Annotated in this window: 10 protein-coding genes; 4 read left to right on the top strand and 6 right to left on the bottom strand. The window is 73.0% G+C overall.

The window, feature by feature from the left end:
- Positions 1-121 precede the first annotated feature (121 nt).
- Complete coding sequence (locus tag ACH4K1_RS20405) at positions 122-583, bottom strand: molybdenum cofactor biosynthesis protein MoaE (protein WP_398090692.1); 462 nt, start codon at positions 581-583, stop codon at positions 122-124.
- Positions 584-682: 99 nt separating this feature from the next.
- Positions 683-1,834, bottom strand: coding sequence for an SDR family oxidoreductase (locus tag ACH4K1_RS20400; RefSeq protein ID WP_228990572.1), 1,152 nt, complete (start codon positions 1,832-1,834; stop codon positions 683-685).
- Between the two features lie 191 nt (positions 1,835-2,025).
- Between ACH4K1_RS20400 and ACH4K1_RS20395 the strand changes: the two genes are divergently transcribed.
- Together ACH4K1_RS20395 and ACH4K1_RS20390 are read left to right on the top strand one after the other, a co-directional pair.
- Positions 2,026-3,483, top strand: a complete 1,458-nt coding sequence (locus ACH4K1_RS20395) for a zinc-dependent metalloprotease (protein ID WP_398090691.1) — start codon at positions 2,026-2,028, stop codon at positions 3,481-3,483.
- Entirely contained in the window at positions 3,480-4,019 is a 540-nt protein-coding gene (locus ACH4K1_RS20390; RefSeq protein ID WP_398090690.1) for an NUDIX hydrolase, read from the top strand. The genes ACH4K1_RS20395 and ACH4K1_RS20390 overlap by 4 nt, the downstream gene beginning before the upstream one ends.
- Positions 4,020-4,095: 76 nt before the next feature.
- On the opposite strand, the gene ACH4K1_RS20385 is transcribed toward ACH4K1_RS20390, so the two are convergent.
- The 4 genes from ACH4K1_RS20385 to ACH4K1_RS20370 all read right to left on the bottom strand — a co-directional run bounded on the left by ACH4K1_RS20385 (position 4,096) and on the right by ACH4K1_RS20370 (position 8,023).
- Complete coding sequence (locus ACH4K1_RS20385) at positions 4,096-4,851, bottom strand: AIM24 family protein (protein ID WP_228990569.1); 756 nt, start codon at positions 4,849-4,851, stop codon at positions 4,096-4,098.
- 19 nt (positions 4,852-4,870) lie between these two features.
- A complete protein-coding gene (locus ACH4K1_RS20380) occupies positions 4,871-5,551 on the bottom strand; it encodes an AIM24 family protein (RefSeq protein ID WP_228990568.1) in 681 nt (226 codons plus the stop codon).
- Positions 5,552-5,562: 11 nt separating this feature from the next.
- A complete protein-coding gene (locus ACH4K1_RS20375; protein ID WP_398090689.1) occupies positions 5,563-7,209 on the bottom strand; it encodes a TerD family protein in 1,647 nt (548 codons plus the stop codon).
- A 196-nt stretch (positions 7,210-7,405) separates the two neighbouring features.
- The gene (locus ACH4K1_RS20370; RefSeq protein WP_398090688.1) at positions 7,406-8,023 is read right to left on the bottom strand and encodes a M48 family metallopeptidase; all 618 of its coding nucleotides are present in this window, start codon (positions 8,021-8,023) and stop codon (positions 7,406-7,408) included.
- Positions 8,024-8,392: 369 nt separating this feature from the next.
- Between ACH4K1_RS20370 and ACH4K1_RS20365 the strand changes: the two genes are divergently transcribed.
- Positions 8,393-9,673 (top strand): ThiF family adenylyltransferase, encoded by a 1,281-nt coding sequence (locus ACH4K1_RS20365; RefSeq protein ID WP_398090687.1) that lies wholly within the window; start codon positions 8,393-8,395, stop codon positions 9,671-9,673.
- A 64-nt stretch (positions 9,674-9,737) separates the two neighbouring features.
- Entirely contained in the window at positions 9,738-11,156 is a 1,419-nt protein-coding gene (locus ACH4K1_RS20360; RefSeq protein ID WP_398090686.1) for an ABC1 kinase family protein, read from the top strand.
- Positions 11,157-12,123 lie beyond the last annotated feature (967 nt).

The raw sequence follows: 12,123 nt of genomic DNA, 5'->3' as shown, positions 1-12,123 counted from the left end.
CCTCCCTACCCATGAGCGACCGGGTACCCCGATCAGCAGATTAACGATCCGGAAGACCAACGCTCATGGCGGGGGGGCGGTTACGCAAATCGGGGCTGATGCGTCTCCGTACGGTTTGCGATCAGCAGGCTCCGACCCATTCCTCCGTACCGTCCGAGAACCGCTGGTGCTTCCAGATCGGCACCTCGTGCTTGAGGTCGTCGATGAGCTTGCGGCAGGCGTCGAACGCCTCGGCGCGGTGCGGGCAGGCGACGGCGACGACGACGGCCAGGTCGCCCACCGCCAGTTCACCCACTCGGTGGACGGCCGCCAGGGCGCGGACCGGGAAGTCGGCGGCGACCTTCTCCGCCACCCGGCGCAGCTCGTCCTCGGCGGAGGGGTGGCAGGAGTAGCCGAGCGCGCCGACGTCCTGCCCTCCGTCGTGGTTGCGGACGGTGCCGACGAAGAGCGCGATGCCGCCCGCCGCGTCGTCGCCGACGGCGCGGAACACCTCGTCGACGGAGAGCGGGGTGTCCCGGATCGCCAGCAGCCGGACGGGGTCGGCCGCCGCGTGCTCGCCGGGGTGGTCGTGGATGGGTGCCATGCCCCCATCGTGCCGTACGGCTCCGACAACCTGGAATTGCCTCTTCCACCGGCGGCGGGACGACCCGTTTGGAGTCTCCTACAGGCGTCGTCGGGCGGATCAGATACGGCGGCGGGCCTTGCGGGCGCGGCGGACGACGGCGGCGGCGCCGAGGAGTGCGACCGTGGCTCCGGCGGCTCCGGCGGCGGTGGCGTCCTTGCGGCCGAGGCGTCGGCCGGCGACGGTGTGGCGGCCCTCGACCTCTTCGAGGAGGGCGCCGAGCACCTCCTCGTTCGTCCATTTCGGGCGCCAGCCCGCGTCGTGCAGCCGGCTGACGCTGACGACCCAGGGGTGCATGGTGTACGCCAGGTCGCCCGCCGGGGACGGGGTGAGGCCGATCCGGTGGAGGCGGGCGGCGGCCCCGAGCGCGACGGCGGAGGGCAGCTCCATCCGGCGTACGCCGCTCAGCTCCTCGACCTCGACTTGTTCCAGCCAGCCGTCGCAGCCCACCGCGAACTCGCCGTCGATCTTCTCCAGCGCGGCGTACTCCAGCGCCGTCACCAGGTCCTCGACGTGGCAGAACTGCCAGGTGGGGCGCGAGCCGGCGACGACCAGGAGGCGCGGGGACTCGAAGTAGCGGGTCAGGGCGGTGTCGGTGCCGCCGACCAGGACGGCGGGGCGCACGACGGTCACGTTGAGGCCGGGGTGGGCGCGGGGGGCCCGGCGGCCGAGCCGCTCGATCTCCAGGAGGTCGCCGACGCCGGTGGCCTCGGCGGTGGCGCGCAGCTCGGCGTCCTCCGAGAGCGGCACGTCGTTGTCGGCGAGCGCTCCGTAGACCATCGCCGAGGTGCACAGCACGACCCGGTGGACCCCGGCGGCGGCCGCCGCGGTGAGCACGGTCTGAGTTCCCCGTACGTTGTACGCGGTGCGGGCGGCGGGGTCGGTCTCCAGGTCGAGATCGAGGGCCAGGTGCACGACGACGTCCGCCCCGCGCAGTTTCTCGGCGATGACCGGGTCGCGGACGTCCAGGATGTGCCAGGTCGCCTCGGAGACCTCGCCGCGACGCTCGTCGATGGCGATGACCTGCTTGATCTCGTCGGATGCGGCGAGGCGGGCGGTCAGCAGATCGCCGATGCCGGTGGCGGCGCCGGTGACCGCGACGACGGGGCCCCGGTTCCTGCGGCTCCTGGGACGTTTCTCTTCGGGTGCGCTCGCGGGCGAGGGGTCGGTCGGGTTTCGCGCTGCGCGAACCTGCGGATCTGGGGAACTCACCGGGCGTCTCCAGCGGTTGTCTTCAGTACGTACCCGACGTGACGCGTACGTACCAGGTGGCGTCCATCCTGCCGCAGGCCGGGAGCCGACGGAGCACTGAGGCCCGAAGCGGGCGTGGTGTCTACGCTGGGTGGTGATGTCGGGCAGTCGCCGTCGGTTCGAGCCGGCGGCCCTACGAGCCGAGGAAACCCGTGAGTGACACCCCATTCGGATTCGGCCTTCCGCCGGAGGAGCCGGAGAACGGCGACGAGGGCAAGAAGAAGGACCCCACCGAAGGTGGGCAGAGCGCGGGCGGGCCCGGAAACCCGTTCGGATTCGGGCCGGGGGCGGGCGGGGACAACCCGTTCGCCGCGATGTTCGGCTCGATGAACCCGAACGATCTCGGCGCCGCCTTCCAGCAGCTCGGCCAGATGCTGAGCTACGAGGGCGGTCCCGTGAACTGGGACATGGCCAAGCAGATCGCCCGCCAGACGGTCTCGCAGGGCACGCCGGACGGTTCCAAGGACGCCAGTGTCGGCTCCTCGGAGCGCACGGCGGTCGATGAGGCGCTGCGGCTGGCGGACCTCTGGCTGGACGGCGTCACCTCGATGCCCTCCGGTTCGGTCTCCACCGTGGCCTGGAGCCGTGCGGAGTGGGTCGAGGCGTCGCTGCCCGCCTGGCGGCAGCTGGTCGACCCGGTGGCCGAGCGGGTGGGCCTGGCGATGGGTGATGTGCTCCCCGAGGAGATGCAGGCCATGGCGGGCCCGCTGATCGGCATGATGCGCTCCATGGGCGGCGCCATGTTCGGCCAGCAGATCGGGCAGGCCGTGGGCACGCTGGCCGGCGAGGTGGTCGGTTCCACCGACATCGGGCTGCCCCTGGGCCCGGCGGGGAAGGCCGCGCTCCTTCCGCTGAACGTGGAGAAGTTCGGCAAGGACCTCAGCGTCCCGCAGGACGAGGTCCGGCTGTATCTGGCCCTGCGCGAAGCCGCCCACCAGCGGCTCTTCGCCCATGTGCCGTGGCTGCGGTCGCACCTGTTCGGGGCGGTCGAGGCGTACGCCCGCGGGATCAAGGTCGACACCAGCAAGCTGGAGGACGTGGTCGGCCAGTTCGACCCCTCGCAGCCGGAGCAGCTGCAGGACGCCCTTCAGCAGGGCATGTTCCAGCCCGAGGACACGCCCGGGCAGAAGGCGTCCCTGGCCCGCCTGGAGACGGCTCTCGCCCTGGTGGAGGGCTGGGTGGACGCGGTGGTCCACGAGGCCGCGAAGTCCCGGCTGACCTCGGCGGACGCGCTGCGCGAGACGATGCGCAGGCGCCGCGCCTCCGGCGGTCCGGCCGAGCAGACGTTCGCCACGCTCATCGGCCTCCAGCTGCGCCCGCGCCGGCTGCGGGACGCGTCGCGCCTGTGGGCCTCGCTCACGGACGCGCGGGGGCTGGAGGGCCGGGACGCGCTCTGGGCCCACCCGGACATGCTGCCGACCGCCGGCGACCTGGACGACCCGGACGGCTTCGTCCACCACGAGCAGGCCGACTTCTCCGAGCTTGACAAGATGCTCGGCGAGGCGGCGCAGGGCTCGGCCACGCCCGCGCCGGAGAAGCCGAAGCCCGCCGAGGGCGAGGGCGAGGACGGCGGCGCAGAGGCCGCGGACGAGGACGGCCGCGACCGGTGACCCTGCACGACGACGCCGTCCTCGTGCTGAAGGGGTACGCCCCCCAGGACGCGGCCGGTGGCCAGGCGGAGCTGCGCCGGCTCTACCTGGACCATCTGGCCGAGCACGACGACGGCATGTGGAAGGCGTGCGGGGCCGGGCATGTGACGGCCAGCGCCCTGGTGATCGACCCGTCGCGGGAGAAGGTGCTGCTGACCTTGCACCGGAAGCTGCGGATGTGGCTCCAGATGGGCGGCCACTGCGAGCCGCAGGACGCCACCCTGGAGGCGGCGGCGCTCCGTGAGGCCGCGGAGGAATCCGGTGTGACGGGGCTGGCCCTGCTGCCCGGCGGGCCCGTCCGGCTGGACCGGCACCCGATCCCGGCGCCGTGCAACTGGCACCTGGACGTGCAGTACGCGGCGCTGGCCCCCGCCGGGGCGGCGGAGCGGATCAGCGAGGAGTCCCTGGAGCTGCGCTGGTTCGCGTACGAGGACGTGCCCGGCGTGGCCGACGCCTCCGTCGTACGGCTGCTGGAGGCGGCGCGGGCCCGGCTGTAGCAGCCGGTCGAACGGCCATGGGCAAGGGGCGGCCTCTGTGGAGGCCGCCCCTTACCGTCGTGTGCCGCCGCGCCGGTCAGTTCCAGGCGTTGTTCTGGTTCTGGCCGTGGGAACCCTGCTGGCCCATGCCGAACTGGGCGCGGGCCCCCTGGCCGATCTGGGCGTTCTGCGGGGGCATGACCTCACTCGGCTGGACCAGCGCGAAGCCCTGGCCGAGGAAGCTCAGCTCCCAGCCCTCCCCCGTGTTGCCGCGACGCCGGAAGACGCCCGAGGAGTGCGTCTGGGCCTGCATCTGCACGCGCAGGGAGCTGGACCAGGCGACGATCGCGTCCGCGTCGACGTTGACGTACTTGTCGGGCGTGACCTGCATCATCAGCGGCTGGCCCGAGGTCATCAGGGCGACCTTGCCCGTACCGGAGATGTTGAGCTGGTACTTGCCGCTGCCGGAGATCCCGTACTGGCTGTCCACGGCGATGACCTCGGTGTGGAGCGAGGAGTCGAGCGCGAGGACGTAGGAGCTGTCCACCGTCATCCCCTCGCGGTCGACGTCCACGACGTGGATGTACTGGGCGAGGTTGGCGAGGTAGACGGTGCCCTGGCCGGACACGCGCATCAGGTCGAGGCCCTCGCCGGTGCGCGCCCGGGCCCGGCGCTGTCCCTGGGACTGGTATTCGCCGTCGAAGTCCATCAGGCCCTGGTAGGCGACCATGGCGCCCTTGCGGGCGAGGACGTCGTCGTGGCCGGTCAGCGCCACCCGCAGGAGCTGCGGGTTCTGGATCGCGTACCGGTCCTGGCTCTGCTGCTCGGTGTGGCTGAAAAGCGGACTCTGCATGGTGTGGACTCCCTCCCCCTCAGTTCCGGATCCGCAGGCGGTCCGTGCTGTCCTCGCTCGGCTGGACGACGACGATGCCCTGTCCGGAGAAGGCCATCTGGTACGCCTCACCACTGCCCCGGCCGATCAGCGAGCCGGCCTTGAAGCTGCGCTTGCCCTTCACCTTGAGGTTCGGGGACCAGGCGACGAGGGCGTCCGGGTCGACGTACGTCTCGTCCTCGCCGCGCCCGCAGTCGACGACGATCGGGGTGCCCCGGGAGGTGATGGCGACCCATCCGGTGCCCTGGACGACCACGTTCCACAAACCCTGTCCGGCGAACTTGGCCAGCCCCTTCACCTTCTCGACGCCCCAGGTGAGGTGGGCGTCGAAGGCGAGGAGGTTGGTGCCGTTGACCGAGATGGAGTCGTTGTCGAGGTTGATGACGACCACGTCGGCGCCGTAGTCGGCGAGGTAGAGCAACCCGTCGCCGGAGCACTTCATGACGGGGGCGCCCTCCCCGGTGATCCACTGGGAGGCGATCTGCCGGACCGCGGGCGGGTTGGGCTCGTACTGGATGAAGCCCTCGTACGCCACCATGGAGCCGGTGCGCGCGAAGAGGTCCTGCCCGGAGGCCATGGCGACCTTGAGCATGGCCTTGCCGTGGTTCTCCATCCGGGCCGTGACGGGGGTCGGGGCGTAGCCCGCGAGTTGCTGGTTCATGACGGGCTCCCTCAGACCTCGTAGGGCTGGACGACGATGAAGTTGCCGGGGGCTCCCCGAAACTGGAGGTTCACGGTCTCCCCGCTGTGTCCGGGGTACGCGTTGCGGCGCAGCCGGACTTGGCTGGAAACGATCACCTGAGAGGCGGCCGACCAGGCGACGACGGCGTTGCAGTCGGCGAACGTGGTGGGCGTGACCGGCAGGACGACCGGGGTGCCGTGCGTCTTCACGACCACCGTGCCGGTGCCGTGGAACTGCATGGTGAACAGGGCGCCACCGGGGATGCCGTGTCCCTCGACCCGGCGGATCTCGTACTGGAGGGACTCGTCGAAGGCGAGGACGTTCTCGGCGGAGACGCAGATGGCGTCGCCCTGCAGTTCGATCGGGTGCAGTTGCGAACCCTCCTCGGCCAGGAAGACCTGGCCGCGGCCGGTACAGCGCATCAGCTGCATCTCCTGGCCGGTGGCGTTCCCCACGGCTCGGCCGACGAAACCGGCACCCTTGTAACCGAAGTCCACCTTGCCCTGGTACATCACCATGCTGCCCTGGCGGGCCAGGACCCCGGCTCCGCCCATGGTCAGGTCGACCCGCATGAGCTGCTGGTTCTGCGGGGTCCAGCGCTGGCCGGTCGCGGTCTCCTTGTACGGCTGCAGCGCCGCCTGGAGTCCGGCGCCCGCGGCCGGCACACCCTGGGGAACGCCTTGCGGCGCGCCCGGGGGCTGCTGGCCGTAGGGGGACGGGGCGGGCTGGCCGAAGGGCGCGGGCGCCTGCTGGCCGAAGGGCGTGGCGGGCGGGGCGCCCTGCCCCGGGGCCTGGCCGAATTGCGGTGGCTGCGGCTGGCCGTACGGGGACGGGGCCTGCGGAGCCATGGGCGGCTGCGGGGCCTGAGGGGCCAGGGGGGCCGCCATCGTCGGGGCCGCGTGCACGGGGTGCTGCGGAGCGGGCGGCGGGGTGGGAGCGGCCGGGGCGCCGAAGGACGGCGCGGGGTGCGGGGCCTGGGGAGCGGACGGGGCTCCGAAGGCGGGCGCGGGCTGAGGGGCGGCCGGGGCGCCGAAGGCGGGGGGCGCGGCAGCTTGGGCCGGCGGGGCGAAACCCGGGGCGGCGGGGGCCGCCGCGGGCGGGGCCTCCTCCTCGGCGACCTCGCCGCCGAAGTTCTTCAGGAGCGCTTCGAGACCGCCGTCGAAACCCTGGCCGACGGCGGCGAAACGCCAGACGTCCTTCAGGTAGAAGTCGCCGAGCATCACCGCGCGCTCGGTGGTGAACTCCGATCCGGTGAAGGAGTACCGCACCACCTCCTCACCGCCCGCCACGATCCGGATGTACCCCGGGCCGATCTGGGACATCTGCCCCGCGCCGTCGAGCGTCGCGGTGAAGGAGAGCTTGTGGATGGCCGGCGGAATGCGGTCGAGCGTGACGCGGAAGGACTCGGTGTCACCCGACTGCGCGCCGAGGAGCTGAATGGACTCCTCGGGCGATTTCGGCTGGTTGAAGAAGATGAAATACCGGTCGTCGGAAAGCTGCTCGTCGGCGTCGAGGCCGAAGCAGCTGATGTCGAAGGTCAGCCCCGGGGCCGCGATCTGCACGCCCACGTACAGATCCGTCCCTGGCGTGAGGTCACTGATCTTGGCCTTGTGGCCGCGTTGGAATTCCCTGGCCATGCGTAACGACCGTCCCCCATCCCGAAGGTAAATGCGTCGCGTCAGGCTAACCGCAAACGACGACAACGAGCCAAGCCGGTACACACCCGGTACAGAATCGGCGCACGAAACGGAACCGGTCGCTCCTGGGGCCCGGCCAACACCGCGATCGCGCGTGACAGGCGTCGCCCGGCAGGCGGCAGTGGGACGACAGGCCCTAACGGGCGGTGGGCAGCTGGGGCAGCTGGCCGGCCGCCACCACGCCTTCCAGATACCCCCGGGCGCGCTCGGTGCGGGGGTACGCCTCCAGCAGCCGCCAGAACTCCGGCCCGTGCCCCGGGACGAGCAGGTGCGCCAGCTCGTGGAGGAGCACGTAGTCGACGACGTACTCCGGCATCCCCTGCAACCGGTGCGAGAGCCTGATGCTGCCCTCGGCGGGGGTGCACGAGCCCCAGCGGGTGTTCTGGTTGGTCACCCAGCGCACCGACACGGGCCTGGCACGGCCGTCGAAATACTGGGCGGACAGCCGCGCGGCCCGCTCCGAGAGCTCGGTGTCGCCCGGGACGCGCCGGCTCTCCTGAGCGGCCAGCTTGTCCAGCATCACGCCCACCCAGCGCCGCTCCTCCGCCTGCGACATCCGGGCGGGGATCAGCACGATCGTGCGGTCGCCCTCCCGGTAGGCGGAGACCGATTTCCTGCGCCGGGTGCTCCTGCGGACCTCGACCGCGCTCGCCGCGGCGGCGCGGGCCGGGCGGTTCTCCGTGCGGTGCGGAGAGCTTCCGGCGCCGCGCGCGGGGTTCTCCCCGGCGAGGCCGGGCAAGGGGTCGGCAGCCACGTCACGACGTTACCCGCTGTGCACGGAAGAAGTCCCGTCCCGGGAACGGTTCTGCGGTGATCCACGGCAGAACCCTTCCGAGGCGGCCTGCGGCGGGGCCGGCCGGTTCCATGCACGGCGGGGCCGGGACGGGCCGGGACCGTGTGCGGCCGGGCGGGACGCGGCCGTGTAGGGCGGGGCCGGGACCGTGGACGACCGGGCCGGGACGCGCCGATCCACTGATTGCATGATGAGCAGACCGCCCCTGTGGACAACTTCGGGCACGGTTCGGCGCGGGCCCGCATGCTGGCGGTGGTCCTGCGGAAATCCGCCTGGCCCACCAGGACGGCGGGTGCGCCCGTGCCCATGACACCACCCGGGGGAGAAGTCATGTATCCGATGCTGAAGCCCGCACTCCGTCGCGCCTGGCGTGGACGGAACACCGTGCAGTTCGGTGTGACGCCCGCGCATGCCGTGGCGCTGGGTCCGGTGGACCTCGCCACGGGGAGCTTCCTGGAGCTGCTCGACGGCACGCGCGGTCTGCCGTTGCTGCGCGAGGAGGCCCGTGCCCTGGACTTGTCGGAGCGTCATGTCGATGTGCTGCTGCGCAGGTTGGCGGAGGCGGGGCTCCTCGACGACCCGAGGGCGGCGGGACCGGAAGCCGATGTGCTGCGTCAGCGGGCCGAAGTGATGGACCGGCAGCGCCCCGATGTGGCGTCGCTGTCGGTCGTACGTCCCGAGCCGGGCGGCGGGCTGCGCCGGATGGCGGCCCGGCGGGAGATGCGGGTCCAGGTGCGGGGGGCCGGCCGGGTCGGGGCGTCCATCGCCTCGGTGCTGTCCGGTGCGGGGGTGGGGCGGGTCGAAGTGCTCGACGGCGGCCGGGCCGAGCTGTGGGACGTGGCGCCCGGGGGCCTCCCCCAGGCGGCCGTGGGGGAGCGGCGCGATGTGGCGGCCCGCCGGCTCGTCCGCCGTTCGGCGCCCGGGCCTGGTCCCCGGCGGGCGGTGGGCGAGGCCGAGAGGCCCGGCAAGGCGGTGCCCGGCGCGGGGGCCGGCGCGTCTGGGAGGAGGGCGTCAAGGGCGGGGGCGTCGGGAATGAGGACGCCGGGAGCGGGCGTGCCGGGGGCACGGGTCGAGACGGGGGCCGGCCCCGCCCTCGGGGCCGGGGAGCCCGCCCTCTCCCTGATCGTCGTCGCCCCCCGGGACGGTCTGGCGGTGTACGCGCCCGCCGCGGAGACGGCCGGCCCCTGGATCGCGTCGGGCACTCCTCATCTGTACGCGGGGGTGATCGAGGCCACCGGAGTGGTCGGCCCGCTCGTGCTGCCCGGGGGCACCGGTTGCGCGGGGTGCCTGGAACTGCACCGTGCGGACCGGGATCCGCAGTGGCCCCGGATGCTGGCGCAGTGGCGTTCCGGGCGGCGGGGGGCGGTGCCCGCGTGCGATCTGGCGCTCGCCACGGCGGTCGCCGGGCTGGCCGCGGCGCACGCTCTGGCGTTTCTGGACGGGGACCTCCCCGCCACTACCGGGGCCCGCTGGGAGGCCGCTCTGCCCCTGCTGGACTGGCGGTCCGAGCCGATCGGCCCGCACGCGGACTGCTCCTGCGGGGCGGCCGGGGAGGTTGAGCGGGATCGGGCCGTCACCGGCGCAGGGGCGCAGGACACAATGGCGGGGTGACCGCCGTCGCCGGAGCGACACCGGAGACCGGAGCGGCACGGCAGTCTGGGAACTGGAGGGGCACATGTCTGATCTTCCCCGGAAGGCGGTAACGCGCACGGCCAAGCTGGCCGCGCTTCCGCTCGGCTTCGCCGGCCGTGCTACATGGGGCCTGGGAAAGCGCATCGGCGGGAAGTCCGCCGAGCTGGTCGCCCGGGAGGTGCAGCAGCGCACGGCGGACCAGCTGTTCAAGACGCTGGGCGAGCTGAAGGGCGGGGCCATGAAGCTGGGCCAGGCCCTGTCGGTCTTCGAATCGGCCCTGCCCGAGGAGGTCGCCGGTCCCTACCGGGCCGCCTTGACCAAGCTCCAGGAGGCAGCGCCACCGCTGCCCGCGCGCACGGTCCACGGGGTGCTCGCCGAACGGATCGGTGAGGACTGGCGGGACCACTTCCTGGAGTTCGAGGACACACCGGCAGCGGCCGCCTCGATCGGGCAGGTGCACCGGGCGGTGTGGCACGACGGCCGCGAGGTCGCCGTGAAGGTGCAGTACCCGGGGGCGGGCGAGGCCCTGCTCTCCGACCTCGCCCAGCTCAGCCGTTTCGCCCGGCTGCTCGGGCCGCTGGTCCCGGGGATGGACATCAAGCCTCTGATCAAGGAGCTCCGCGAGCGGGTCTCGGAGGAGCTGGACTACGCGCTGGAGGCACAGGCCCAGCGGGAGCACGCGGCGGAGTTCGCGGACGACCCGGATGTGCTGATCCCCCGGGTGGTGCACCAGTCCGACCAGGTGCTGGTGACGGAGTGGATCGACGGGATCCCGCTCTCCGAGATCGTCGCGGAGGGGACGGAGGAGCAGCGGGACCGTGCCGGTCAGTTGCTCGCCCGCTTCCTGTTCTCCGGTCCGGCGCGCACCGGTCTGCTCCACGCCGACCCGCACCCGGGCAACTTCCGGCTGCTACCGGTGAAGAAGGGCGATCCGGCCGGTGCGTGGCGGCTGGGGGTGCTGGACTTCGGCACGGTCGACCGGCTTCCGGGCGGGCTGCCGCGGAATATCGGCGACTCCTTGCGGCTGACGCTGGAGGGCGACGCGGCGGGGGTGTACCGGCTGCTGCGCGAAGAGGGCTTCGTCAAGGAGTCGATCGACCTGGATCCGGACGCGGTGCTCGACTACCTGCTTCCGATCATCGAGCCCACCCGGGTGGAGGAGTTCACCTTCAGCCGGAGCTGGCTCCGGGAGCAGGCGGCCCGGATAGCCGATCCGCGCTCCCCCGCCCACCAGCTCGGCAGGCAGCTGAACCTCCCTCCGTCCTACGTCCTGATACACCGGGTGACGCTGAGCACCATCGGGGTGCTGTGCCAGCTCGGCGCGACGGTCCGGATGCGCGACGAACTCGAAGCATGGCTGCCGGGGTTCCTCCCGGAGGAGACGGACCTGGAAGCGGAGTACGCGGAATCCGCTGAGGAGGAGGACGCCCCCGAGCCGAGGGGGGATGTCGTCGAGACGTAGGCGACTGCGGGAGGAGGAGCACCGGGACGCGGGCGGTTCCAGAACGTATGGAGAGCCCGGGGTACGGGCGGTCCCGGAACGTAGGAGAGCCCCGGGCGCGAGGGCTCCCCGACAGCAGGGGCCCCGGGACGCAAGGATTCCCGATGCGTGAGGGGCCCGGGGCGGCGGCCGGCCGGCCGGGCTGGGGACGAGTTATCCACACCGGTCGGCCGTGCTCGGGCGAGCGGCTGTGCTCGGGCGGTCGGCCGTGTTCGGGCGAGCGGCCGTTCCGACCGGGCAGGCTCGGGCGGTCACCGGCCCCGGGTGACCACCCGTACCGGCCTGACGGGTCGGGGTGGTTGTCCGGGTCGGCCGGTTCGGATCGCGGCCCGGGGCGCGGGCGGGCGGTCACCACCAGAGGGAGTCGAGGCGGCTCTCGATCGCGCGGATGTGGAGTCGCGCGCAGTCCCCACAGAAGTGGAGGCGGTCTCCGTCCTCTACCGAGCAGAGCCAGGTGGGCGGAGCCGTTTCGCCTTCGGCGGTAGCGCCGCAGCGGGCGCACACCGCGCTTCCCCCGGCGGGCGGTTCGGGGGGACCGGGTTGGACGGGCCTGCCGGGCCGCTCGGAGGGACCGGACTGGCCGGGCCGTTCGGAGTGTCCGGGGCGGCCGGAGGGGCCGGGCCGCTCGGAGGGACCGGGCCGCTCGGAGGGATCGGGTCGCTCGGAGGGATCGGGTCGGCCGGAGGGATCGGGTCGGCCGGAGGGGCCAGGCCGTTCGGAGGGTCCGGGTCGGCCGGAGGGGTCGGGCTGCTCGGGGGGATCGGTCTCCTCGTCCACCCTTTGACGATATCTCCGCAGCGGGGCGGCCGGCGCCCACACCCCACCGCGGGGGGGCCCCCCGGCCGGGGGGCCCCCCCGGGGGGGGGGGGTGGGGGGGGCCAGGTCGGCCCCCCCCTCCCCCCCCCCCCGGGGGCGCCCCGCCCGGCGC

This window comes from Streptomyces sp. NPDC017448, from assembly GCF_044330565.1.
Classification (GTDB): Bacteria; Actinomycetota; Actinomycetes; order Streptomycetales; family Streptomycetaceae; genus Streptomyces.
Note: the sequence above shows the minus strand (reverse complement) of the source record. Positions and strands in the feature narration are given on the sequence as shown.

Excerpts from the sequence above, each read along its gene's own strand:
- ACH4K1_RS20365 (WP_398090687.1), top strand. The coding sequence starts at position 8,393 with ATGTATCCGATGCTGAAGCCCGCACTCCGTCGCGCCTGGCGTGGACGG.
- ACH4K1_RS20380 (WP_228990568.1), bottom strand. The coding sequence starts at position 5,551 with ATGAACCAGCAACTCGCGGGCTACGCCCCGACCCCCGTCACGGCCCGG.
- ACH4K1_RS20375 (WP_398090689.1), bottom strand. The coding sequence starts at position 7,209 with ATGGCCAGGGAATTCCAACGCGGCCACAAGGCCAAGATCAGTGACCTC.
- ACH4K1_RS20405 (WP_398090692.1), bottom strand. The coding sequence starts at position 583 with ATGGCACCCATCCACGACCACCCCGGCGAGCACGCGGCGGCCGACCCC.
- ACH4K1_RS20385 (WP_228990569.1), bottom strand. The coding sequence starts at position 4,851 with ATGCAGAGTCCGCTTTTCAGCCACACCGAGCAGCAGAGCCAGGACCGG.
- ACH4K1_RS20360 (WP_398090686.1), top strand. The coding sequence starts at position 9,738 with ATGTCTGATCTTCCCCGGAAGGCGGTAACGCGCACGGCCAAGCTGGCC.